General features: G+C 64.5%; 21 protein-coding genes. 9 read left to right on the top strand and 12 right to left on the bottom strand.

Annotated elements, in window-relative coordinates; translation table 11 throughout:
- The 3 genes from FJ951_RS21295 to FJ951_RS21285 form a co-directional block, all read right to left on the bottom strand.
- The coding region (locus FJ951_RS21295; RefSeq protein WP_140517274.1) for an FAD-binding oxidoreductase at positions 1–765 on the bottom strand (765 nt) is incomplete at its 3' end.
- Positions 762–1232 carry a DUF559 domain-containing protein gene (locus FJ951_RS21290; RefSeq protein ID WP_140517272.1) on the bottom strand — a complete coding sequence of 157 codons (471 nt, stop codon included), beginning with the start codon at positions 1230–1232 and terminating at the stop codon, positions 762–764. The genes FJ951_RS21290 and FJ951_RS21295, both read right to left, overlap by 4 nt.
- A gap of 137 nt (positions 1233–1369) precedes the next feature.
- Entirely contained in the window at positions 1370–2947 is a 1578-nt protein-coding gene (locus tag FJ951_RS21285; protein WP_140495671.1) for a trimethylamine methyltransferase family protein, read from the bottom strand.
- 216 nt (positions 2948–3163) lie between these two features.
- Between FJ951_RS21285 and FJ951_RS21280 the strand changes: the two genes are divergently transcribed.
- From FJ951_RS21280 to FJ951_RS21250, 6 genes are all read left to right on the top strand, one after another.
- Positions 3164–5053, top strand: a complete 1890-nt coding sequence (locus FJ951_RS21280; RefSeq protein ID WP_140517270.1) for a phospholipase D-like domain-containing protein — start codon at positions 3164–3166, stop codon at positions 5051–5053.
- Positions 5054–5218: 165 nt separating this feature from the next.
- Entirely contained in the window at positions 5219–6394 is a 1176-nt protein-coding gene (locus tag FJ951_RS21275; protein ID WP_140517268.1) for an MFS transporter, read from the top strand.
- 94 nt (positions 6395–6488) lie between these two features.
- Positions 6489–7649 (top strand): MFS transporter, encoded by a 1161-nt coding sequence (locus tag FJ951_RS21270; RefSeq protein ID WP_140517266.1) that lies wholly within the window; start codon positions 6489–6491, stop codon positions 7647–7649.
- 104 nt (positions 7650–7753) lie between these two features.
- Complete coding sequence (locus FJ951_RS21265; protein WP_140517264.1) at positions 7754–9814, top strand: prolyl oligopeptidase family protein; 2061 nt, start codon at positions 7754–7756, stop codon at positions 9812–9814.
- A 257-nt stretch (positions 9815–10071) separates the two neighbouring features.
- Positions 10072–11451 (top strand): aspartate aminotransferase family protein, encoded by a 1380-nt coding sequence (locus FJ951_RS21255; RefSeq protein ID WP_140517262.1) that lies wholly within the window; start codon positions 10072–10074, stop codon positions 11449–11451.
- 136 nt (positions 11452–11587) lie between these two features.
- On the top strand, positions 11588–12232 hold the full coding sequence (locus FJ951_RS21250; protein ID WP_140517260.1) for a cytochrome c oxidase assembly factor Coa1 family protein: 645 nt from the start codon (positions 11588–11590) through the stop codon (positions 12230–12232).
- 271 nt (positions 12233–12503) lie between these two features.
- Here the strand turns inward: FJ951_RS21250 and mmsB are convergent, their stop codons facing one another.
- Positions 12504–13388 (bottom strand): 3-hydroxyisobutyrate dehydrogenase, encoded by an 885-nt coding sequence (mmsB, locus tag FJ951_RS21245; RefSeq protein WP_140517258.1) that lies wholly within the window; start codon positions 13386–13388, stop codon positions 12504–12506.
- Between the two features lie 26 nt (positions 13389–13414).
- Entirely contained in the window at positions 13415–14581 is a 1167-nt protein-coding gene (locus tag FJ951_RS21240) for an isobutyryl-CoA dehydrogenase (RefSeq protein WP_140517257.1), read from the bottom strand.
- 144 nt (positions 14582–14725) lie between these two features.
- Here FJ951_RS21240 and FJ951_RS21235 point away from each other — a divergent pair, with 144 nt between their 5' ends.
- Positions 14726–15340, top strand: coding sequence for a dimethylsulfonioproprionate lyase family protein (locus FJ951_RS21235; RefSeq protein ID WP_140517255.1), 615 nt, complete (start codon positions 14726–14728; stop codon positions 15338–15340).
- Positions 15341–15343: 3 nt separating this feature from the next.
- Positions 15344–16819: a cobyric acid synthase gene (locus FJ951_RS21230; RefSeq protein ID WP_140517253.1), complete on the top strand. Its 1476-nt coding sequence runs from the start codon at positions 15344–15346 to the stop codon at positions 16817–16819.
- Here FJ951_RS21230 and FJ951_RS21225 read toward each other — a convergent pair whose 3' ends face one another.
- The 4 genes from FJ951_RS21225 to FJ951_RS21210 form a co-directional block, all read right to left on the bottom strand.
- On the bottom strand, positions 16820–17242 hold the full coding sequence (locus FJ951_RS21225) for a VOC family protein (protein WP_140517251.1): 423 nt from the start codon (positions 17240–17242) through the stop codon (positions 16820–16822).
- A gap of 85 nt (positions 17243–17327) precedes the next feature.
- Positions 17328–18167 (bottom strand): AraC family transcriptional regulator, encoded by an 840-nt coding sequence (locus FJ951_RS21220; RefSeq protein WP_140517249.1) that lies wholly within the window; start codon positions 18165–18167, stop codon positions 17328–17330.
- 82 nt (positions 18168–18249) lie between these two features.
- Positions 18250–18420, bottom strand: coding sequence for a hypothetical protein (locus tag FJ951_RS21215; protein WP_140517247.1), 171 nt, complete (start codon positions 18418–18420; stop codon positions 18250–18252).
- A 56-nt stretch (positions 18421–18476) separates the two neighbouring features.
- Positions 18477–19262: a TSUP family transporter gene (locus tag FJ951_RS21210; RefSeq protein WP_140517245.1), complete on the bottom strand. Its 786-nt coding sequence runs from the start codon at positions 19260–19262 to the stop codon at positions 18477–18479.
- Between the two features lie 185 nt (positions 19263–19447).
- On the opposite strand from FJ951_RS21210, the gene FJ951_RS21205 reads away from it, so the two are divergent.
- On the top strand, positions 19448–19879 hold the full coding sequence (locus FJ951_RS21205; RefSeq protein ID WP_140495687.1) for a TerB family tellurite resistance protein: 432 nt from the start codon (positions 19448–19450) through the stop codon (positions 19877–19879).
- Between the two features lie 95 nt (positions 19880–19974).
- On the opposite strand, the gene FJ951_RS21200 is transcribed toward FJ951_RS21205, so the two are convergent.
- From FJ951_RS21200 to FJ951_RS21190, 3 genes are read right to left on the bottom strand one after another with little or no spacing between them, the layout of a single operon-like run.
- The gene (locus FJ951_RS21200) at positions 19975–21597 is read right to left on the bottom strand and encodes a dipeptide ABC transporter ATP-binding protein (RefSeq protein ID WP_140517243.1); all 1623 of its coding nucleotides are present in this window, start codon (positions 21595–21597) and stop codon (positions 19975–19977) included.
- Positions 21594–22463, bottom strand: coding sequence for an ABC transporter permease (locus tag FJ951_RS21195; RefSeq protein ID WP_140517241.1), 870 nt, complete (start codon positions 22461–22463; stop codon positions 21594–21596). Before FJ951_RS21195 ends, FJ951_RS21200 begins: the two co-directional genes overlap by 4 nt.
- Positions 22460–23407 carry an ABC transporter permease gene (locus tag FJ951_RS21190; RefSeq protein ID WP_140495690.1) on the bottom strand — a complete coding sequence of 316 codons (948 nt, stop codon included), beginning with the start codon at positions 23405–23407 and terminating at the stop codon, positions 22460–22462. Before FJ951_RS21190 ends, FJ951_RS21195 begins: the two co-directional genes overlap by 4 nt.
- Positions 23408–23457 lie beyond the last annotated feature (50 nt).

Genomic DNA, 23457 nt, shown 5'->3' with positions numbered 1-23457 from the left:
AAGCGTCAGTTCCATGACGCCGATCATCTCGCGGCCGGTCGATTTGTTGAATTCCTCGACCTCCGGCATGGGCTCGGTCAAGAGATACATGTGCTCCATGGCGAGCACCGGCAGTTCGAGGCCTACCATGCGGCCGATCTCGCGCGCCCACAGACCGCCGCAGTTGACGACATGCTCGGCGTGAACCGTGCCTTGTTCGGTGATGACGTTCCAGGTGCCGTCGACCTGCTGCGTCAGTTCGACGACGCGGTTGCGCAGCACGATCTCGGCGCCGAGTTTCTTCGCCGCTTTCGAGTACGCAATCGTCGTGCCGGACGGATCCAGATGGCCTTCGACCGGATCCCACATGGCGCCGACGAAATTCGTCTCGTCCATCAGCGGGAACATCGCCTTGGCCTCGGATGGCGTGATCAGCTCGGTATCCATGCCGAGATAGCGGCCCTTGGCATGGGCAAGCCGCAGGAAGTCCATGCGCTCGGGCGAGTCGGCCATCATCACGCCGCCGGTCAGGTGCAGCGAACAGGACTGGCCGGAAAGCTCCTCGATCTCCTTGTAGAGCTGCACGGTATAGGCCTGCAGCTTGGCGACGTTGGGGTCGCCGTTGAGCGTATGGAAGCCGCCCGCCGCGTGCCAGGACGAGCCGGAAGTGAGCTCCGAACGCTCGATCAGCATGATGTCGGTCCAGCCGGCCTTGGCCAGGTGATAGAGCACCGAGCAGCCGACGACGCCGCCGCCGATGACAACCGCTTTTACATGGGATTTCATGAAGATAGGTCCGTTTTTGAAGAGATTGAATCGGGTGAGTGCGGTGTGAAAACAAGGCGGAGGTCGGATGCAGCGATGTTTTCGGTCAGCCTGCCGTCGAGCGCGGCAAGGACGGTTTCACAGACGGGAGTACGATGTTTCGAGAGGCGCAGGATCGAGTAGCCTTGGGCGCGCATGAAATCGTCGCGGCGGCGGTCGTAGGAACTGTCGGCGTGCTGTGAGCCGTCGAGCTCGACGACCAGCCATTTTTCGCGGCAACAGAAGTCGGCGTAGTATGGTCCGATAGAGAACTGGCGTGTGAACTTGTAGCCACCAAGTCTGCGGGCTTTTAGTTCGAGCCAAAGCAGTGCTTCGGCCTGATTGTTGCCTTGCCTGAGTTTCCTGGCTCTCTGGGTTGTGCCTGACTTTCGGCGACTGCGGGTTTTACGAGCGGCTTCCCCCACTCCGTCGCTGCTTCGCAGCGCCACCTCTCCCCCCTCCGGAGGGAGAGGAAGGGAGCCAGCCCGGCCAAGCTCACGCCCTTCCTCTCCCCCGTCGATCGGGGGAGAGGTGTCGAGCGCAGCTCGACGGAGTGGGGGTCGACTGCTCATGAAGCCAATACAGATCAAAAATCGGTCGGCGCGCCGCCTTCGGCGCGGCGTTTCTGGACGAAGGCGTTGAGCTCTTCGCGGATCGCCGGGTCCATGTAAGGCTCCTCATAGGAGGCCAGCCGCTCCTTCCACACCTTGTTGGCCTTTTCGAGCGCCGTCGGCGAGCCGGCTTCCGCCCAGGTCTCGAAATTGCGCCAGTCGGACAGGATCGGCGAGTAGAAGGCGGTCTTGTAGCGGTCCTGCGTGTGCTGTGTGCCGAAGAAGTGGCCGCCGGGGCCGACCGACTGGATGGCGTCGAAGCCAAGCGCCTGTTCGGACAGGTCGAGCGGGGTCAAGAATTCCGCCACCATCTGCAACAGGTCGATGTCGAGGATGGTCTTCTCGTAGGAGCAGCGCAGGCCGCCTTCGAGCCAGCCGGCGGCGTGCATCATCAAATTGCCGCCGCCCTGAATGGCGCCCCACAGCGAGAACACGCTTTCATAGGCGGCCTGTGCGTCGACCGTGTTGGCGGCGCAAGTGTTGGAGGTGCGGTAGGGGATGTTGTAGCGGCGGGCGAGCTGGCCGCCGACGAGCTGCGCCTTCATGTATTCGGGCGTGCCGAAGGCGGGCGCACCCGACTTCATGTCGACATTGGAGGTGAAGCCGCCATAACCGACCGGCGCGCCCTTTCTGACCATCTGGGCAAACGCGATGCCGGACAACGCCTCGGCGTTCTGCTGCACCAGCGCGCCGGCAATGGTCACCGGCGCCATGGCGCCCGACAGGGTGAAGGGCGTGACGATGACGACCTGGCCCTTGCTAGACATCTGGATGATGCCTTCCATCATCGGCACGTCGAGTTTCAGCGGCGAATTTGTGTTGATGATGGTGAAGACGGACGGTTCTTCGAGCAGCTGCTCGTGGCTGATGCCGCGCGCGATACGGGTGATCTCGATGCCGTCGACATTTCGCTCCTTGCCGAGCGAATAGATGTGGAACACCTTGTCGGTCAGCGTGGCGAGGTCGCGGATGCATTCGAGGTGGCGGACGGAGGGGTGGATGTCGATCGGCTCGACCGGATAGCCGCCCGTGCAGTTCAGTATGTTGTGCATCTGCGCCAGGCGCAGGAAATTGCGATAGTCCTGCTGGTTGCCGGGCCGGCGGCCACGATCGATGTCCGAGCAATTGGGCGCCGAGGCCATCATCGAGATGATCAGGTTGTCGCCGCCGAAGCGCACATTGTGCGCGGGGTTGCGGGCATGGATGGTGAATTCAGGTGGGCAGTGCGACACCAGATCGAGGATCATGTCGCTGTCGAAGCGCACGCGCTCGCTGCCTTCGCGCACGTCGGCGCCATGTTCCTTCATGATGCGGCGGGCTTCGTCATGCAGGACGTCGACACCGATCTCCTTCAGCACCCGCAGCGAGGCCAGGTGGATCGATTCCAGCTCGTCGTCGGAAACCAGCTTGGTCGGCTGGAGCGGGATTTTCAGCTGGCGGAACGGCGGCTGCTCGAACGCGGCCGAGCCGCCTGCGCGTTTTCCGGCGCGGCCGCCGCGGCGGGCACGATCGGTTGCCAATGCCGGTTCGGCGGGTTGAAGGGCGGCGGTCATGAGGGGCCTCGTACGATGCGAAAGTGGGCGGCATAATGGACCGGCGGCTGTCCGGCCATTGCGGAGGCGGCGACCACTAGAGCGAGGGAAGCGACATGCCGGAACGGCAGCTGCGTGGTCCCGAGGCGGGCCCGCGGATAAGGGGGCGCCATTCGTTGCAGTATCGTCTTTTGCTTCTGATAAACTTGTGCGTCGAATATCTCCGGAGGGAGAGCCATGCCTGACGTCGTCAAAGTGCGTGCCGCCACCAACAACGAAGTCGCGTTCCTCTCCTGGGACCTCGACGGGATGATCCCGGGCTGCCTGGGCTTCGAGATCGTTCGCCTCTATCCCGACACCGGCGAGGAGCGTTGCCTGGCTTCCTGGGTGCCCTTCAAGGGACAGCGCAACAAGGACTGGATCCCCCAGGATACCGGCGTCTGGCCGGTGCAGAAGACATTCTGGCGCGATCTCACTGTCCGGCGGCGCCGCGACAGCCTGGATGTCAGGCCAGACGGCGAAATGATCGCCTACCGGGTGCGTCCGGTCGGCGATATGAAGGCCGGGCTCGATCCCGTGCCGGTGCGCCCGGAAAAGACCTATACCGGCCCAGCGCGGCCGCTGGGCTATCTCGGCCGGGGCGCGGTCAGTCCGCCGATCTTCCTCGGCCAGATGTTCGGCAAGGCGCGCGTCGCCTTCACGAATGGCGTGCTGTCGACGCAATGGATGTCGCGCGCGCTGGCCGAGGCCGGCATCAAGCTCGGGCAGCGCGACAAGATCAGGGCTGTGCTGCAGGACCCGACCAGCAAGATACGCGCCTACCTGCACGGCGACGTGCCTGATGTGCTGACCAGCCTGCTGAAGCGGGCCAAAGCCGAAGGCGGCACGGTCAGGCTTGCGCTCTACGAGCTTGGCGACGACGAACTGTGCGACGCAATCATTGCCGCCAAGGATGTCGTGGAGGTCATTCTTTCCAACTCGGGCAGGGATGACCAGACGAAGGCCTGGGACGCTGGCAACGCGCCTTACAGGAAGCGGCTGCACGACGCGGGCGTCGCGGTGACGGATCGCCTGTTCAACAACAACCATATCGGCCACAACAAGTTCGCCGTCTATCGCGATGCCCAGGGCAAGCCGCAATCGGTGATGACGGGCAGCACCAACTGGACCTCGACGGGCATTTGCGGGCAATCCAACAACGCCTTCATCCGCGACGAGCCGGCGATGGCCGAGATATTCGACGCCTACTGGCAGCGCATGAAGGCCGACCTGTTCCCGCCGCCGGCCACGGAAAGCGCCGCCGGCCATGTCGCGCAGACGCAAGGCGTGCCGTTTCGCAGGGAAAACCACAGGCCAAACCCGCTCAACGGCGCCACGGCGGCGCTGGACGGCATGACGGTGTGGTTCTCGCCCAATGATCCCGAGCGCAACAAGAAGGACATCTCGGTGCGGCCGGTCGATCTCGAGGACCTCTTCGCCCGCATCAAGGCAGCCAAGCGCGCCGTGCTGTTCCTGGTGTTCAATCCTTCGCGGCTCGGCGACAATTCGATCGTCGACCAGGCGGTGGCGGCGGCAAGGGCCGATCCGAAGCTGATCGTGCAAGGGGCAATCAGCGATGAGACCGCCATGCCCAATTATGTCGCGCCGACCAAGGATCCGGTCACCCATAAATCAAACAGGGACGGCAAGTCGCCCTTCGTCTATCCGGAGAAGGTCTGGGAGGCGCCGAACGTTTCCATCGTGCGGGCGGCGAACCTGACCGGCGCCACGATCGCCCGCGATTTCCAGGCGGAGGTGCTGACCGTCGGCCATGCCATCGTGCACGACAAGATCGTCATCATCGATCCGATGGAGGACAACGCAACGGTCGTCACCGGCAGCCACAATCTCGGCTACAAGGCTTCCTACGAGAATGACGAGAACATGGTGATCGTCGAAGGCGACAAGACCTTCGCCGCGGCCTATGCCGTGCATATGCTCGACGTGTTCGACCACTATAAGTTCCGCGCCTGGCGCAGGACCATCGGCAAGGGACCTTCGGATGACGATGGGCTGTCCATCGACGACAAGTGGCTGAAGCCTTACGCGCAAGGCAGGAAAGGCGCGATCGCACGGTATTTTCCATAGCGCTGCCGGCGGGTGCTGACGGCTTTTGACGCGAGCCTTCCGGTGCACGGCGCCGGCCGTTGGCGCAAGCGGATTTCGCTGTCCGGCCCTTCCTTTCCGGTGATCGAACCGGTAGCTGATGGCTTGCCGATCCGCTGGTCGGCGATTCACTCATGGAACGGCAGCATGGTCGCGACCGGCTCGAGCCAAGGCGAAGCGGCAACGCAGTGGGCAGCGCTCGCCGGCGTCACCGCAGCGCTGGCGATGTTCGGCGCCGCGCAAGGGCTGAGCTCGCCGCTGTTCACGCTGCTGATGCAGAAGCAAGGCATGTCGCCGGGCCTGATCGGCCTGTCGGCGGCGATGATGCCGGTTGGCTTGATCCTGTCTGCCTCGTTCGTGCCCGCCGCCGTGCGGCTGGTCGGCGCCCGCACGCTCGCCGTCGGCTGCTCGCTGATCGGTGCGCTGTGCTTCCTGGGCATCGGCTATCTGCAGGACTGGGTGGCGTGGTTCGTCCTCCGTTTCATCATCGGCGTGGTCATCAACCCGCTTTATATCCTCGGCGAGGTGTGGGCGCTGTCGCTGGCGCCGCCGGCGCGACGCGGCCGGGTGATGGGCGTGTTCAACACGCTGATGGGGGCCGGCTACGCGGCCGGGCCTTTCACACTGACCCTGCTCGGCACGTCGGGCTGGGCTCCCTTCAGCGTCGGCATTGGCGGGTTCGTGCTCTGCGCCGTCATTCTGCGCCTTGTCTCCTCAAAGCTCACCGGTTTCGAGGATGACGGCCAGCCAGCCGGCAGCTTTATCGGTTTTGCCCGGCTGGCGCCGGCGCTGCTGCTGGCGGTGCTGGTCTCGGCAGCGGTCCAGCAAAGCACCTATGCGCTGGTTCCGGTCTTCGGCGCCGGCTATGGCTTGCCGGAAGCCGTGCTCGCCGCTCTGGTGATGGCGTTATCCTTGGGCAATATCCTGCTGCAGATCCCGCTCGGCCTGCTCGCCGAACGCTTCGGCGGCCGCCCCATGATCCTGGCCTGTGCGGTGGCGACCACCGTTTGCGCGCTTCTGCTGCCGCTGCTGATCACGACGCCGCTGATCTGGGCGGTGCTGCTGGTGATGGGAGCGGTCGGCTATGGCGTCTACACGATGGCGTTGGTGGAACTCGGCAGCCGCTTCAAGGGCTCGCTGCTGGTCACCGGCAACGCCGCTTTCGCCTTGTTGTGGGGCGTTGGCGGCATTGTCGGTCCGCCCAGCGCCGGTCTGCTGATGCAGGCGATCGGGCCTTTGGGATTGCCGGCGGTGATCGTCGGCCTGGACGCGCTGCTGGTCGCCTTCGTGCTCTACAGATCGGCCAGCCGCAGAGGCTCCTGACAGGGTTTGGCCGGAACAAGCGTGGGTTCGGACTTTGGGGCTTACGGCTGTCGGGTCGAAACGCTAAGCCTGCAGCCGAGAGGCGATGTGGATCATGGACCGGGTGGAACCGAAGCGCGACGATACGATGCAGTGGGCAGCGATCACCGGTGTGATCGCGACCGTGTCGGTGTTCGCCATCGCGCAGGGACTGTCCTATCCGCTCTTGAGCTTCATCCTGCAGCGGCAGGGCGTTTCGCCTGTCATGATCGGCCTGTCGGCGGCGATGACGCCGATTGGCTTCATCGTCTCGTCGCCGCTCATCCCGTCACTGGCGCGGCGGTTCGGGGCAGGGCGCACGGCGCTGACCTGCGCGGCGCTTTCGGCGGTCGTGCTGGCGCTGATCGGCTGGACACAGAACGTCTATCTCTGGTTTCCGCTGCGGTTCCTGATCGGCGCGGTGACCAATCCGCTCTATGTCTTAAGCGAAATCTGGGTGATCGCGCTGGCGCCGCCGGCCCGGCGCGGCCGCATCATGGGCGTCTATTCCACGATCATCTCGGCCGGCTTCGCCGCCGGGCCGCTTTGCCTGCTGGCCGTCGGTACGGAGGGCTGGCCGCCATTCCTGGTCGGCATTTCCGCTTTCATCTTCTGCGGCGGGTGCCTCGCCCTGGTGGTCGGGCGCCTGCCTAAGGTCGACGAAGCCGGGCATCGGCTTTCGGTGATGGGCTTCATGCCGCTCGCCTGGCTGCTTTTGTCGGCAGTAATCGTGGCTGCCGGCTTCGAGCAGGCGGTGCTGGCGCTGCTGCCCGTCTACGGCACGCATTATGGCATCGCCGAGAACCGCATGTCGGCGCTGTTGTCGACGATGATCGCCGGCAACATCGCCATGCAGGTGCCGCTCGGCCTGCTGGCCGAGCGGCTGACGGCGCGCTTGGTGCGGTTCATCTGCCTGGTGCTGACGCTGCTCGGCTGTCTGCTGCTGCCGCTATTGATCGAAACGCCGCTGGTCTGGCCGATGATCTTCGTCTGGGGCGCGGTGTCCTACGGCATTTATACGATGGCGATCATCGAACTCGGCGAGCGTTTCAGCGGCTCGGCGCTAGTTGCCGGCAATGCCGCTTTCTCCCTGATGTGGGGCGTCGGCGGCATCCTCGTTCCGCCGCTTGCGGGCGGCGTGATGGACGGGATCGGCGCGAGCGGCCTGCCGGTGACGCTCGGCGCGATCTGCCTGGCGCTGGCGGCTGCGACCGTCATCCGGCGGCGGATCGTGTGACGGCCTGAAGCGATCTGCCGCGATGACGCGGCTTCAACACCTTGAATCCGGCGCCCTTTGACGCGATGTAGGCAGGGCCGCCCCCCGATTTCCCGGAGACCCCCATGACCATTTCGACGACAAAGCCTGGCTTGGCGACCGATGATCCCTTTCTTTGGCTGGAGGAAAGGACGAGCAAGGAGGCGCTCGACTGGGTACATCGCCAGAACGAAGTCACGGTGGCGCAATTGCAGGGCGATCCGTCCTACCAGGCGTCGTTCGAAACCGCGCTCGATCTGATGACCGCCGAGGACAACATAGCCGTCGGCTCCGCGCTCAACGGCTACGTCTATAATTTCTGGCAGGACAAGACCAATGTGTTGGGCCTGTGGCGCCGCACGACGGTGGCTTCCTACAAGACCGACAGACCGGACTGGGAAACCATCATCGACTTCGACCAGCTCGCGGCGAAGGAGGGAGTGAAGTGGGTGTTCGGCGGCGCCAGCCGGCTCTACCCCGATTTCAACCGCTGCCTGGTTTCGATGTCGCCTGATGGCGGTGACGCCAGCGAGATGCGCGAATTCGACATCGCCGCCAAATCGTTCGTCGAGGACGGTTTTCGCGCGCCCGCTTCCAAGTCCGGTTTCGGCTGGCTCGACAAGGATACGGTGATCGTCTCGGCAGCCTTCGAAGAGGCCGACAAGACCGAATCCGGCTACCCGCGCGTCGTCAAATTGTGGACGCGCGGCACGGACCTTGAAGACGCGACGCCGATCTTCGAAGCGCAGAAGGAAGACCTCGCCGTCGGCGCCGGCCTGGAGTTCGATGGCGAGAAGCGGCATTTGTTTCTAACGCGGACGCTCAACTTCTTTGCATCGCACAGTTTCCTGCGTCTCCCGTCAGGTGAAAACATACGCATTCCGTTGCCTGACGACGTTACCGACACGGCGCTCTTCAAGGACCAGATGGTGTTTGGCGTGCGTACGCCTTGGACGGCGCAGGATGGAACGGCCTGCCGGCCGGACGGGCTCTATTCGTTCGATTTCGCTCATTGGATCGAGACCGGCAGTTTCGGCGCCACCGAGACCTTGCTCGCGCCGGCGCATCGCGTGTCCATCGCCACTCTTGCCAGGACGCAGGACCGCCTGTTCATCAGCCTGATGGACAATGTGCGCGGCAAGGTTGTGGCCTGCGAACGCAGGGACGGCGCCTGGTCGCTGAAACCGGTCGCGTTGCCGGAAAACGGCACGGTAGGCATCAGCCATGCCGAACATTTCGGCGCCAGCGTCTCCTTCTCTTTCACCGATTTCCTGACGCCGAGTTCGATCATCTGGTCCGACGACAATGGCGAGACGCTCGCCACAGTGAAGTCGCAGCCGTCGCGGTTCGATGCTTCGCAGCTCGTCTCGGAACAGTTCGAGGCGCGCTCGAAGGACGGCACGATGATCCCCTATTTCGTCGTCAGGCGGCGTGACCAGAAGGGCCCGGTGCCGACGCTGCTCTACGGCTATGGCGGCTTCGAAGTGCCTTTGCTGCCTGGCTATGCCGGCGTGCGCGGCAGGCTGTGGCTGGAGAAGGGCAATGCCTATGTGCAGGCCTGCATCCGCGGCGGGGGCGAGTTCGGCCCGGCCTGGCACCAGACAGCGCTCAAGGGCAACCGGCAGAACGCTTTCGACGATTTCGCGGCGGTCGCGCAGGATGTCGTCAGGCGCGGCATTGCGACAGCTGCCTCGCTCGGCATCCAGGGCGGCTCGAATGGCGGCTTGCTGACGGGCGTCTCGCTGACGCAGCATCCTGAGCTGTTCGGCGCCGTCATCATCGAGGTGCCGCTGCTCGACATGCTGCGCTACACCGAATTGCCGCCCGGCGCGTCGTGGATGGCCGAATATGGCGATCCGTCGAAGCCGGAAGATGCGACCTGGCTGGCCGCCTACTCGCCTTACCAGCATGTCGAGGCCGGTGCCTATCCGCCGGTGCTGCTCACCACCTCGACCGCCGACGACCGGGTGCATCCCGGCCATGCGCGCAAGATGGCCGCCCGCCTGCAGGAGGCCGGCCACGCCGGGACGCTCTTCTTCGAAGAGACCGAGGGCGGCCATGGCGGCCGCGGCGACCGCCGGCCGCAGGCGGCACAGGCCGCGATGAAGTACGTTTTCCTGCAGAGGACGCTGGGCGGGAAGGGCTGAACCGAAAGCCTTCGGACCGGAGCGAAGGGTGGTTCACCTCGAACCTTCTTTGCTCTAAGGTGCCTTCATGGCTCCCGTGGTGACATTGGCCGGCCTTTTCGGGGTTCGGGCATTTGGGGGCGCGGTGACGCCGTCGCTGCGCACGTTGCGCGCCGAGCTTTTGCGGCTTTGCGCCCGCATAGGCTATTCGCCACCCGCTATCCTCTGAAGAATCCGCCCCGGCGCAGCCGGATTGGTTCCAGAGGAAGATCAGATCCATGACCTATCAAAATTATTCGCTGAAGCAGCTTCAGCAGATCGATGCCGCGCATCATCTGCACCCGTTCACCGACCATAGGGAACTGCGCGAGGCCGGATCGCGCATCATCACCCACGCCAACGGTCCCTTCATCTACGATTCCGAAGGGAACGAACTTCTCGACGGCATGGCGGGGCTGTGGTGCGTCAATATCGGCTATGGCCGCGACGAGCTCGCGGAGGCAGCCTATGCGCAGATGAAGGAGCTGCCTTACTACAATTCCTTCTTTAAATGCTCGACACCGACGCCTGTGCTTCTGTCGAAGAAGCTGGCGGAGATCGCGCCGAAGACCATCAACCAGGTGTTCTATGGTTCTTCCGGTTCGGAAGCCAACGACACCGCGCTCAGGCTCGTGCGCCACTATTGGGTGCTCGAAGGCAAGCCGCAGAAGAACCGCGTCATCTCGCGCAAGATGGCCTATCACGGCTCGACCATCGCCGGCACGTCGCTCGGCGGCATGGACGCCATGCACAAGCAGCTCAACGGAGAGGTGCCCAACATCGTCCATGTGATGACGCCGTACGCCTATGAGCTGTCGCTGCCGGGCGAGAGCGATCATGATTTCGGCCTGCGCGCGGCAAAGGCGGTCGAGGACGCCATCCTCGAAGCCGGCGCCGACAAGGTCGCCGCCTTCATTGGCGAGCCGGTGATGGGAGCCGGCGGCGTGAAGATCCCCCCGGCAAGCTATTGGCCCGAGATACAGCGCATCTGCCGCAAATACGATGTGCTGCTGATGCTGGACGAGGTCATCACCGGCTATGGCCGCACGGGCGAATGGTTTGCCGCGCAGACGCTTGGCATCGAGGCCGACACCATCACCACCGCCAAGGCGCTGACGTCGGGCTACCAGCCGCTGTCGGCGCTGCTGGTCGGCGATCGCATTGCCTCGACGCTGATCGAGAAGGGCGGCGAGTTCAATCACGGTTATACCTATTCCGGCCACCCCGTGGCTTGCGCCGTGGCGCTAAAGAACCTGGAGATCATGGAGCGGGAGGGTCTGGTCGACCGCGTTAGGACCGACACCGGGCCCTATTTCGCCAAGGCGCTGCAAGAGCGCCTCGCCGGGCACGAGCTGGTCGGCGAGGTGCGTTCGATCGGGCTGATGGGTGCGATTGAGATCGTCAAGGACAAGGCGACCAAGGAGCGGTTCCTGCCGGCTGGAAGTGCCGCGGTGACCGTGCGCGACCATGCGATCGCCAACGGCATGATGCTGCGCGCCACCGGCGACACGATGATCCTGTCGCCGCCGCTGATCTGGACCCGCGACACGATCGATATGGCCTGCGAGCGTATCGGCAAGGCGCTCGACCTGGCGCAAGCGGATCTGCGCAAACGGTAAAAGAAATGGCCGGGCGTTCGTGATCGAGACGCCCGGCCGTCGGTGACCCAATGCCGGCCCCAGACAGACTGAGGGTTCCGGTCGCCGGCGCTATCGGTTACAACCCGCCAAGGCAGTTTTGCCGACGGGGAACGCGATGGCCGGACAACCGCTCAACCAGCCCGCCGAAATCCCGGCTGAGCTCGATCGCTGGAATTGGGGCGCCTTCTTCCTCAACTGGATCTGGGGCATCGGCAACTCCACCTTCATCGCCCTGCTGGCGCTGATCCCGATCGTCAACATCGTCATGATCTTCGTGCTCGGCGCGCGCGGCAGCCGCTGGGCATGGCGGAACCGGGTGTGGCGCGATGCCGAGCAGTTCCGCAGAACGCAGCGCAACTGGGCGATCGCCGGTCTTGCCGTCTGGGTGCTCAGTATCGGGGGCTGCGCGACGATGGTCGGCGGCATCCCTTTCATGATCAAAGGCAGTGACGCCTATCACATGACCATGGAGGTCGCTCGCGCCGATACCCGGGTGAAAGCCGCCATCGGCGACGACGTGACCGCCAATTTCTGGGTCGGCGGCCATCTCAACGTCAACGCAAACGGGACGGGTGACGCGCAGTTCAGCATTCCCATCCACGGCGCCAAGGGAAAGGGCACGGTGTTTTCGCATCTTGTTCGCAATGCAGGCACGTGGAGCACGCGCCTGCTCGTGGTCCGGGTCGATGGCGCCGATGCGCCGATCGTGCTGACCAATGAAGATCACGTGCCGATCCCGAACGCGGCAATCGGAATATGAGGGATGTCGGATCCTGGAACGCAAAAACCGCGCCCCACCGGGAACGCGGCTTTGCCAGATACGCTTGGCGTTTCGCTACGCAAACACTTGGCGAAACTTACGGGCTCCGGTACGCGAGACCTGATCCGGAGCGCCGGGCGGACGCGATATCCGCCTCGCAGTCCGTTTTATAGGGACATCGTTACCGCGGAGTTATCGAGAGCTTAAGCAAACCTAAATTTTGCGGTTCTCCGGCGAGGCGTACGAAAGAAAAACGAGCTTTATCAATTGCTTATTGATTGGCGCCGCGCAGAAAATTTATGATCCCGGAAAAATCGGCGCCGGCATTCCCTTGCGCGTTGAACAGGCCGTAGAGCTGTGTCGCTTCGGCGCCAAGCGGTGTCACCGCGCCCGCGGCTTGCGCGGCTTCCTGCGACAGCTTCAAATCCTTCAGCATGAGCGCGGCGGCGAAGCCGGGCTTGTAGTCGCGGTTGGCGGGCGAGGTCGGCACCGGGCCGGGCACCGGGCAATAGGTGGTCAGTGACCAGCACTGGCCTGAAGAGGTCGAGGCAACGTCGAACAGGGCCTGGTGCGCCAGGCCGAGCTTTTCGGCCAGCACGAAGGCCTCGGCGACGCCGATCATCGAAATGCCGAGAATCATGTTGTTGCAGATCTTGGCCGCCTGGCCGGCGCCGTCGCCGCCGCAATGGACGATGCGCCCGGCCATGGGCTTCAGGATCGGCTCGGCGGCGGCGAAGGCATCGTCCGAGCCGCCGGCCATGAAAGTCAGGGTGCCGGCGGCGGCACCGCCGGTGCCGCCCGAGACCGGCGCATCGACCGACAGCAGGCGGTGCCTTGCGGCAATGGCATGCGCCTTGCGCGCCGACTCGACATCGATGGTCGAAGAATCGATGAAAAGCGCGCCCTTCTTTGCCTTGGACGCGATCTCTTCGTAGACCGACAGGACATGCTTGCCGGCGGGCAGCATGGTAATGACAACATCCGCATCTTTCACTGCGGTCAAGGCATTGGCCATGATCGTAACGCCATGTTCTTTGGCGACGGTGAGGTTTTCGGACACTAGGTCGTAGCCGTGCACGGCATACCCCGCTTTGACCAGGTTCGCCGCCATTGGATTGCCCATATTCCCAAGGCCGATGAAGGCGATTGTGGTCATTGTGTCTCTCCCGGAGTTTGCACGCTTCAGCGACCGATCAACGCACGGGCGATGATGACGCGCATGATCTCGTTGGTGCCTTCGAGAATCTGATGCACACGCAGGTCGCGCACCAGTTTCTCGATGCCGTAATCGTGCAGGTAACCATAGCCGCCGAGCAGCTGCAGCGCATCGTTGGCGACGTTGAAACCGGTGTCGGTGACGAAGCGCTTGGCCATTGCCGACCATTTCGAGGCATCCGGTGCCTTGCGGTCGAGTTTGGAAGCGGCGGCATAAAGAAAGATGCGCGCCGCCTGCAACTCGGTTTCCATATCGGCCAGCCGGAACTGCAGCGCCTGGAACTGGTTGATCCTGGAGCCGAATGCCTTGCGCTCGGCGGTGTATGACAGCGCCTTGTCGAGCGCCGACTGGGCCCCACCAAGCGAACAGGCGGCGATGTTCAGCCGGCCGCCGTCGAGGCCGGCCATGGCGATGCCGAAACCGGCGCCTTCACCCGACAAAAGGTTCTCGGCCGGCACCTTGCAATCCTCGAAGATGACCTGGCGGGTCGACTGCATGTGCCAGCCCATCTTGTGCTCATTGGCGCCGAAGGAGAGGCCGGGAGCGTCTTTCGGCACGACGATGGTGGAAATGCCTTTCGGTCCCTCGGCGCCGGTGCGCACCATGACGGCATAGACATCGCTGTCGCCGGCGCCGGAGATGAACTGCTTGGCGCCGTTCAGCACGTAGTCGCCGCCGCTCTTCACCGCCCGCGTCTTCAATGCGGCAGCGTCGGAGCCGGAACCCGGCTCGGTCAGGCAATAGCTCGCCAGCCATTCCATGGAGGTGAGCTTCGGCAGGAAGCGCTGGCGCTGGCCGTCGTCGCCGAAACGGTCGATCATCGAGGCCACCATATTGTGGATCGAGATGAAGGAAGAAAAGGCCGGGTCGGCGTGGGACAGCGCTTCGAAGATCAGCACGGCGTCGAGCCGGCCGAGCGCGGAGCCGCCGACATCGTCCCTGACATAGATGCCGCCGAGGCCCAGCGGGCCAGTCTCGCGGATCACGTCGGCGGGGAAATGCTTGTTGCGGTCCCAGTCTAGCGCATTCGGCGCGACGCGATCGGCGGCGAAGGCCTGAGCCATCTCCTGGATGGCGCGCTGGTCCTCGTTGAGTTCGAACTGACTGGTGCTCGCATCGACCGCGGCGTCCATGGCGTGCTCCCTATATGCTGGCCAGCTGGCTCGCTGGCCTGTCGTTTTTGGCTTTGCGCGCGCACCAATCTAGACCAATGATGCCGCCGCGCAACCCGAGCCGCCGCGGAGCGGCTGTGCGTCAATGCATGCCCGGAGCAAGATGTGACGACAAAATTCGATGAGCTGCTAGAGCGGTTCCACGCCTATCTCGCTTCCGTGGATGACTTCCTGGTGCAGGATGCGGTGGCGCGCATAGGGTGGGATATGCCCGCCCGCGAGCTTGAACCGCACCCACTCGGCTGCCTGCGCCATCTCGATCGCGCCGCCGAATTGACGCCGGCGCGGACCAAGCAGCTGGTGCAATTTCTGGCGCAGGAGCGCGGCGAATTGCGCTGGGGCCAGACCTACGGCGAGTCGGATTTCGGCAAGGCGTTCATCGACAATTATGGCTGGCTCGAAGTATTCGGCACCCGCGGCCACTTCGCCAACGACGAGGTCGCCGCCGGCGTGCTAATCCTTGGGCCTGATATCGTCTATCCCGACCACCATCATGTCGCCGAGGAGATCTATATCCCGCTGACCGGCGGCACCGAGTGGCGCATGGGCGAGGACAGCTTTCACAAGCGAGAGGCCGGCGAGGTCATCCACCACGCTTCTAAGGTCAATCACGCCATGCGCACCGGCAAGGAGCCGTTGCTGGCGCTCTATATCTGGCGCGGCGGGCCGCTGGCGCAGAAATCCACGATCACCGGGACCGCGACGCAGGGCAGGGGCTGAGCCATGGCTAAAGCCATTATGCTGCAAGGCACGGGTTCGGATGTCGGCAAGACCGTGCTGGTCGCAGGGCTGTGCCGCGCCGCAAAAAAGCGTGGGCTGAAGGTGCGTCCGTTCAAGCCGCAGAACATGTCGAACAATGCCGCTGTCGCCGATATTCCCGGCGACAACAGGGCTGGCGGCGGCGAGATCGGCCGCGCGCAATGGCTGCAGGCGATCGCCTGCGGCGTGCCGCCATCGGTTCACATGAACCCGGTGCTGCTCAAGCCGCAGACCGATGTCGGTGCGCAGGTCATCGTGCAAGGCAAGGTGTTCGGCGAGGCGCGGGCGCGCGACTACCAGGCGTTGAAGGGCCGGCTGATGGACGCCGTTCTGGACTCCTGGGGCAAGGTCGGCGAGGGCGCCGATCTCGTCATCGTCGAGGGCGCGGGTTCGCCGGCGGAGATCAATCTCAGAAACCGCGACATCGCCAATATGGGCTTTGCGACGCGGGCCGATGTGCCTGTCGTACTGGTCGGCGACATCGATCGCGGCGGCGTCATCGCCTCGGTCGCGGGCACGCATCTGATCCTGCCGGAGGAAGACCGGCGCATGATCGTCGGCTACCTCATCAACAAGTTCCGCGGCGACGTCTCGCTGTTCGACGACGGCATCAAGGCGATCGAAGGGTTCACCGGCTGGCGCTGCTTCGGCGTCGTGCCGTGGCTGAAGGCCGCTGCCCGGCTGCCCTCGGAAGATTCGGTGGTGCTGGAACGGCTTGCCTCCGGGGAGGCGCGTGCGCTGAAGGTGGCGGTGCCGATGCTTGACCGCATCGCCAATTTCGACGATCTCGACCCGCTCAAGGCCGAGCCGCAGGTGGAAGTGGTGTTCGTGCCGACTGGAAAGCCGTTGCCGCAGGATGCGGGACTGGTGGTCATTCCCGGCTCGAAGTCGACGATCGGGGATCTGCTGAAATTTCGCGAAAATGGCTGGGACCGTGATCTTCTCGCCCATCGCAGGCGCGGCGGTCATGTCGTCGGCATTTGCGGCGGCTTCCAGATGCTTGGCCGCATCGTGCGCGATCCCGACGGCATCGAGGGCAGCGTCACCGAAGCGGAAGGGCTTGGCCTGCTCGACATCGAAACAGTGATGGAACCGGAAAAGACGGTGCGCAACGTCAGCGCCCGCTCGGTGCCGTTCGACCTGCCGCTCGAAGGCTACGAGATCCATCTCGGCCGCACCACCGGCCCGGACATGCTGCGGCCGTCGGCGATCATCAATGGCGCCGAGGACGGTGCGGTCTCGGCGGATGGCAAGGTGGTCGGAACCTATATGCACGGGCTGTTTGGCGCCGACGGCTTTCGAGGGAGGTTCCTCGAAAGCCTCGGCGTCAAGGGCGGCGGCATCGACTATCGCGCCGAGGTCGAGAGGGCTCTCGACGAGGTCGCGGCCCAGTTGGAGAGCCATCTCGACTGCGACGCGATCTTTTCGCTGGCGCGGTAGCTAGCTGCTCTTTTCTCCCGCCTTCGGCCAATAGGTGCCGAAGGACCAGACATTGCCCTCCGGGTCGCGGCAGATGAACTCGCGACTGCCATGGTCGCGGTCGGTCAATTCCTGGAGGATCGTGGCGCCTGCCTTCTTCGCTTTGGCGTAGGCGGCGTCTGCGTCGTTGACGGCGATGTAGATCGACTTGCCGCCGCCTGTGCCGGGTTCGCCGACCATCTTGCCGTAGTCATCGTCGCGCGCGCTGCCGAGCATGATCATCGAGGAGCCGAAGACCAGTTCGGCGTGATGCACGACATCGCCTTCGCCGTAGCGGGCACGGATGCTGAAGCCGAAGGCTTCGCAGAGCCAGTCAATCATTTTTGCCGCGTTCCTGTAACGCAAGGCGGGGTAGAGGCGGGGGGCTTCAGGTGATGCGGGCATGGCAACCTCCTTCATTCAGGCTGGTCGATGAACCCAGTCTGAGCGACAGCCGTTCCGGCGTCTTGAAGAAATGTTACCCGGGACTTCAGGCCTGTGCCGAACCCTCGATCGCGGTCGGTGTCTCGCCGGCAAGGACGCGGAACTCACGCACCAGATGCGCCTGGTCGGCATAGCCGCAATCGGCCGCGATGTCGGCCCAATCGCCAGCTTGCTGCCTCGACAGGCCAAGCGCGCGGTTGAAGCGGACGATGCGCGACAGCGTTTTCGGGCCGATGCCGGTCGCGTCCGCGAATTTCCCCGCCAGATGCTTGCGGCTCCAGCCCAGCCTGTCGGCCAGCGAGGAGACGCGCACGCGGCCGCCGGAGGCGAGGATCCTGTCATAGGCCCAGGCAACCCCGGCCTGCGTTTCCGGCGCATCGGCCAGCCGGGCGGCGACGAACATCTCGAGAAGGGCAAAACGTTTGCTCCAGTCCGCCGCGTTGCCAAGCCGCTCGCGCAAGGCGACGCCTTCGATGCCGAGCACATCGTCCAGGCTGACCATGCGGTCGGTCAACCCGCTCATCGGCTGGCCAAAGAATCGGCGTGCGCCAAGCGGGGTGAAATTGACCTGGACGCAGCAGGCGCCGCCGAAGGATTCGATCATCACGGGTCCGGCATAGAGGCCGGCGGCGAAACTGGCGAAGCGATCATTGTCGCCGGGCGGCTTGCCAAGGCCGATGGCGAAAGGTTCGGCGAAGCTGATGACCAGAGGCACGGTAAGGGAGGCATATTCGACATTGCGGTAATGGCCGGGCGCCGTTTCGCGATAACCGCAAATGTCTGACACAATGCCCGCGAGGGCAGGGCTGGGAAGGCGCCGCCGCATCTCGAACCGCCCGGGGACTGACCGGTCCTGTTCCTCCTGACATGGCATCTCGATTGGCATCGACAGGACTCTAGCAGAGCCCGGACCCGAATCAAAAGCGCCCGGCTCGGCCGGGCGCTCCGAATTGCCTGAGATTTGAATGTCAGGCGCCGCGCATCAGGCAGCCGCCGGCAAGCACGAGGTAAGCAATGAGCACGATCCACACCGATGCGAGTGGGATGAACGAAAGAAGGCCGAGGGCGGCGAGAATGCCGATGAGGGCGATGACAAGGGAGATGATGAAAACAATCTCGGTAGGTGCGCTGAGATTCATGTGCGGGTCCTCTCCTCGACATGATTCGAACAGCGGCATTCCATCAGGCGCGCGGGTCACACACCAATCAGGACGCGCAGCGGGTTCGCCGGGTCGGCCAGGAGCTTCGCCGCCAGAGCGACGCAGACGATGACAAGCAGCGGCTTGATCAGCCTGGCGCCGATGCGCATGGCCAGGCTGGCGCCGAGGCGGGCGCCGAGGAACTGGGCGACGCCCATCATCAGGCCGATCTTCCAGGAGATGACACCGACCGCGGCGAAGACGACGAAGCCGCCGATGTTGGAGGCGAAGTTGAGCAGCTTGGTGTGGGCCGTCGCCTTGAGTACGCCGTAGCCGGCAAGCGCGACGAAGGCCAGCATGTAGAAGGACCCGGCACCCGGCCCGAACAGGCCGTCGTAAAAGCCGATGGCCGGCACCAGCGTTATCCCGAACAGGAAGGGCGTCATACGTTCGGCGCGGTCAACGTCGGTCATGTTGGGCTTCAGGGCGAAATAGAGCGCGATGGCGATCAGCACCAGCGGCAGAAGCGCCCGCAGCAGATCGCCGGGCACGACCGTTGCCAGCAAGGCGCCGACGGCACCGCCGGCAAGCGCCAGCAGCGCAGAAGGCAGTTGCCGGCGAAGGTCGACATGGCCTTTCGCGGCATAGTGGATGGTCGCAGATCCCGAGCCGAACATGCCCTGCAGCTTGTTGGTTCCCAGCGCCTCGACCGGCGAGAAGCCGGCCAGCAGCAGTGCGGGAATAGTGATCAGCCCACCGCCGCCGGCAATCGAGTCGACAAAGCCCGCGGCAAAACCGGCGAAGGCGAGCATGGCGACGGATTCTAAGGTGAAGTCGATCATCAGGGAGAAATCAAGCCAGAGATGCTCCGGCTTCGATCACGAACACCCCGTTTGCGCAAGACCGATTTCACGCTACTTCTATCCAAGCGCGTCGCGCCTGGATTTCGCGTTGTGCTGTCATTATCCCAAAACCGCTGCGCTTTTTTGGGCTACATGGATTAGAGGAATCGGCAAAGGGGCTCCCGATGGCATTCGAACTGCTCGACCAGATACGCTCGATCTTCGATGGCGACCCCGGGGTGCGCAAGGTGGCGGACGACCCCGTGTTGTCGGCGGAACTTCTGATGCTGTTCCGCATGATCCTGGCTGACGGAACGGTCAGCGAGAGCGAGATGGTTGCCTTCCGGCGCATCTGCAAGGATGCCTTCGGCATTCCGGAAACCAGCATCGACGCCGTCATCGAATATCTCAACGAATTCGGCTACGAAACCAATGGCTCACAGGCCATCGCGCTGTTCCGCGACCTCGATGTCGAGCGGCGCAAGCAACTGGCGCAGCATATGGCCGAGATCGCCAAGGCGGACGCGCAATTGGCCGAGACCGAGGTGCGCCTGCTGCGCCGCACGCTCGACCTGCTCGACATCAGCCCGGTCGACGTGGTGAAATCTGAGCAGTAGGTTGATGGGATCCCAGCCGGGCCGGCTGTCTACGGCAGCCTCCGGCATTTGCGGCCTTTCACTCACACGGCGGATTCGCTTCGCGAACCGATCGCTCACCCCTGCTCCTGCATACGGCGTGCAATTGCCCTGTGCAGGTCCGGCGCTGCGGCGACAAGCGCCTTGGCCGCCTCGGATTGCGGGTGATCCAGCACCTCGCTCGTCCGGCCACGCTCGACGATCTGACCGTCATGCATGACCAGCACTTCGTCCGTTATGGCGCGGGCGACGGTGAGGTCGTGGGTGATGAAGAGATAGGCGATGCCGAGTTTCTGGTTGAGCTCGGCGAACAGGTCGAGGATCTGAGCGCGGATCGAAACATCGAGCGCCGAAACCGGCTCGTCGGCGACGACCAGTTTTGGGCGGGTGATGATGGCGCGGGCGATCGACAGGCGCTGGCGCTGGCCGCCGGAAAATTCGTGCGGATACTTTTCCATGTCGTGCTGGTCGAGGCCGACCTCGTGCAGCGCCTGCGCCACCATCTCGCGGCGCTCGGCGCGCCCCGGTTTCCTGTCCAGCACGTGCAGCGGCTCGGCGACCAGTTTCTCGACCTTCTGGCGCGGATCGAACGAGCCATAGGGGTCCTGGAACACCACCTGCATGTCGCGCCGCGCCGGCTTCAGGTCCGCCTCGCTCTTGCCGGTGAGGGGCTCGCCGCGAAAGCGGATGGTCCCCGAACTCGGCCGGTCCAGCGCCAGGATCATGCGCGCCAAGGTGGACTTGCCGCAGCCGGAGCGGCCGACCAGCGCCACCGATTGGCCCGGCGCCATCGACAGCGACACGCCGTCGACGGCGCGGATATCAGGCGCGCGCCGGAACAGCGAGGTGCGCCGGCCTGGATAGTCGCGCGTCACGCCCTCCACCTCGAGCAAGGGCCGGGCTGCCGAGGCGCCATGCGGCCGGGCGCGGGCCGGCACGTGCATCGAGGCCAGCGCCAACTGGCGGGTATAGGGGTGGAGCTGTTCAGAGAGCGTGCGGGCCGTATCGCCGGCTTCCATGACTTCGCCCCGACGAAGAATGGTGATGCGATCCGCCATCTCGGTGACCACGGCGAGGTCATGCGAGATCAGGAGCAGGCCCATGCCGCTCTCCGCGACAAGGTCGCGCAAGAGGGTGAGGATTTGCGCCTGCAGCACCACGTCGAGCGCCGTGGTCGGCTCGTCGGCGATCAGCAGCTTCGGCTTCAGCGCGCAGGCCATGGCAATGACGACGCGCTGGCGCTGGCCACCGGACAGCTCGTGCGGATAGCGCGACACCGGGAATTTTGCCGATGGCAAGCCAACCCGGTCGAGCATTTTTCGCGCCCGCTCTTCCGCCTCGGCACGTGTTGCCTTGGCATGCCAGCGTATGCCTTCGGCGACCTGCTCGCCGATGGTCTTGAGCGGGTTCAGCGCGGTCATCGGTTCCTGGAACACCATGCCGATATCGTCACCGCGCAGGGCGCACATCTGATCCTCGCTTGCCGCGAGGATGTCGATACCGTCGAAGGTGACGCGCCCGCTGGCACGCGCGGCATATGGCAAGAGCCGCATGACGCTCAGAGCCGTCATCGATTTGCCGGAGCCGGATTCGCCGACCAGCCCCATTACCTCGCCGGGCGCGATGGAGAACTCGATGCTCCGGAGGATCGGCGTGTCGCCGATCGCCAGCGACAGATTGTCGATTTCCAGAAGGCTCATCGTTGCCGCCGCGATTTCGGATCGAGGATGTCGGCGATGCCGTCGCCCAAAAGGTTCAGCCCAAGCACGGTGATCACGATCGCCATGCCGGGAAAGATCGCCATCCAGGGCGCCACCACCATGCGGGTCTGGGCGTCGAACAGCATGCGGCCCCAGCTCGGCATCGGCGGTTGGGCGCCAAGGCCCAGATAGGAAAGCCCGGCCTCGGCCAATATGCCGAGCGCGAACTGGATAGTGCCTTGCACCAGGAGCAAGGTGGCGATGTTGGGCAGCACATGTTCGATGGTGATCAGCGCCTTGCCCTTGCCCGCGGCGCGGGCGGCGAGGATGAATTCGCGCGGCCAGATCGCCAAGGCGCCGGCTCGGGCGACGCGGGCAAAAACCGGGATGTTGAAGATGCCGATGGCGATAATGGCATTGATGGCGCCGGGGCCGAAGATGGCGGTGATCATGATGGCCGACAAAAGCGCAGGGAAGGCGAAGACGAGATCGTTGATGCGCATCAAGGCCTCGTCGACGAGGCCGCCGCGCGCCGCGGCGAAAGCACCGAGCGGCACGCCGACGCCCATGCCGATGCCGACCGCGACCAGCGCCACCGCGATCGAATTGCGGGCGCCGACCATGATCATCGACAGGATGTCGCGGCCGAAATGGTCGGTGCCGAACCAGTGCGCCCAGGACGGCGCCAGCGTCTTGTCGGATATCACCAGCCGGGTCACGTCATAGGGCGTCCAGAGATAGGAGAGGATCGCCACCGCCGCCACGAACAACGTGACGGCGAAGCCGGCAAGAAACGAGCGGTTGCCGAACGCCTTGACGAGGATGCCGCCCAGCGTCTCTTCGGGGATGTCCGGATGCAACATCATTGCCGGCTTCGGAGGCGCGGATCGACGACGGCATAAGAGAGGTCGACGACGAGGTTGACGGCGATGACCGCGGCGACCAGCAGCATGACGACGCTTTCCACGACGATCAGGTCGCGCTGGGTGATCGCCTGGAACACCAGCCGGCCGAGGCCGGGCAGGTAGAAGACGTTCTCGATGATGATGGTGCCGGCGAGCAGGAAGGCGAATTGCAGGCCCAGAATGGTCAGCACCGGGATCATGGCGTTGCGCAGTGCGTGCCGCCACAGGACCGCGCGATAGGGCAGGCCCTTGGCGCGGGCGGTGCGGATATAGTCCTCGTTCAGCACCTCGATCAGTGCCGAACGGGTGACGCGTGCCAGGATCGCGGCCTGCGGCAATGCGAGCGCCACAGCCGGCAGCAGCAGTGATTTCAGCGCCGGCCAGGCACCGGCCCCCCAACCGGGAAAGCCGCCGGCCGGAACCAGCCGCAGCCAGACCGCGAAGAGATAGATCAGCATCAGCGCGAACCAGAAATTGGGAATGGCGACGCCGAGCTGCGCGGCGCCCATCGCCGCTGTGTCACCTATCCGCCCGCGATGGTTCGCTGAAAACAGGCCGACCGGGATGGCGATGAGGGTGGATAGGGCGAGCGCGATCAGCGCCAGCGGCAGCGAGACGACGAGACGCTCGCGCACGAGGTCGATGACCGGCACCGAATAGGTGTAGGAGCGGCCGAAATCCAGGCAGAGCAGGCCGCCGGCCCAGTGCAGGTAGCGCCAGGGCAGGGGCGCGTCGAGGCCCATCTGGTTGCGCAGCAGCTCGACCTGGTCGGCGCTGGCATTCATGCCCAGCATCAGCCGCGCCGGGTCGCCGGGCAGGATCTCCAGCACCGCGAAGACTACCATGGAGGCCAGCGCCAACGTGGCGGCGGCGATCGCGAGACGCCTGAGGAGGTAGGCGGTCATGGGCGGTAGACGGGCGGGCGAAAGTCGAGTTCCCGCGCACCCCCCTCTGT

Origin of the sequence: Mesorhizobium sp. B2-2-3 (assembly GCF_006442405.1) — a bacterium.
GTDB lineage: Bacteria > Pseudomonadota > Alphaproteobacteria > Rhizobiales > Rhizobiaceae > Mesorhizobium.
This window is presented reverse-complemented; position numbering and strand designations above follow the sequence as displayed.

Bases quoted from the DNA above. Each gene is read 5' to 3' on its own strand.
- FJ951_RS21225 (WP_140517251.1), bottom strand. From the start codon at position 17,242: ATGCCCGCATCACCTGAAGCCCCCCGCCTCTACCCCGCCTTGCGTTAC.
- FJ951_RS21205 (WP_140495687.1), top strand. From the start codon at position 19,448: ATGGCATTCGAACTGCTCGACCAGATACGCTCGATCTTCGATGGCGAC.
- FJ951_RS21280 (WP_140517270.1), top strand. From the start codon at position 3,164: ATGCCTGACGTCGTCAAAGTGCGTGCCGCCACCAACAACGAAGTCGCG.
- FJ951_RS21275 (WP_140517268.1), top strand. From the start codon at position 5,219: ATGGTCGCGACCGGCTCGAGCCAAGGCGAAGCGGCAACGCAGTGGGCA.
- mmsB (WP_140517258.1), bottom strand. From the start codon at position 13,388: ATGACCACAATCGCCTTCATCGGCCTTGGGAATATGGGCAATCCAATG.
- FJ951_RS21190 (WP_140495690.1), bottom strand. From the start codon at position 23,407: ATGACCGCCTACCTCCTCAGGCGTCTCGCGATCGCCGCCGCCACGTTG.
- FJ951_RS21220 (WP_140517249.1), bottom strand. From the start codon at position 18,167: ATGCCAATCGAGATGCCATGTCAGGAGGAACAGGACCGGTCAGTCCCC.
- FJ951_RS21195 (WP_140517241.1), bottom strand. From the start codon at position 22,463: ATGATGTTGCATCCGGACATCCCCGAAGAGACGCTGGGCGGCATCCTC.
- FJ951_RS21255 (WP_140517262.1), top strand. From the start codon at position 10,072: ATGACCTATCAAAATTATTCGCTGAAGCAGCTTCAGCAGATCGATGCC.
- FJ951_RS21240 (WP_140517257.1), bottom strand. From the start codon at position 14,581: ATGGACGCCGCGGTCGATGCGAGCACCAGTCAGTTCGAACTCAACGAG.
- FJ951_RS21265 (WP_140517264.1), top strand. From the start codon at position 7,754: ATGACCATTTCGACGACAAAGCCTGGCTTGGCGACCGATGATCCCTTT.
- FJ951_RS21230 (WP_140517253.1), top strand. From the start codon at position 15,344: ATGGCTAAAGCCATTATGCTGCAAGGCACGGGTTCGGATGTCGGCAAG.
- FJ951_RS21210 (WP_140517245.1), bottom strand. From the start codon at position 19,262: ATGATCGACTTCACCTTAGAATCCGTCGCCATGCTCGCCTTCGCCGGT.
- FJ951_RS21250 (WP_140517260.1), top strand. From the start codon at position 11,588: ATGGCCGGACAACCGCTCAACCAGCCCGCCGAAATCCCGGCTGAGCTC.
- FJ951_RS21215 (WP_140517247.1), bottom strand. From the start codon at position 18,420: ATGAATCTCAGCGCACCTACCGAGATTGTTTTCATCATCTCCCTTGTC.
- FJ951_RS21270 (WP_140517266.1), top strand. From the start codon at position 6,489: ATGGACCGGGTGGAACCGAAGCGCGACGATACGATGCAGTGGGCAGCG.
- FJ951_RS21200 (WP_140517243.1), bottom strand. From the start codon at position 21,597: ATGAGCCTTCTGGAAATCGACAATCTGTCGCTGGCGATCGGCGACACG.
- FJ951_RS21285 (WP_140495671.1), bottom strand. From the start codon at position 2,947: ATGACCGCCGCCCTTCAACCCGCCGAACCGGCATTGGCAACCGATCGT.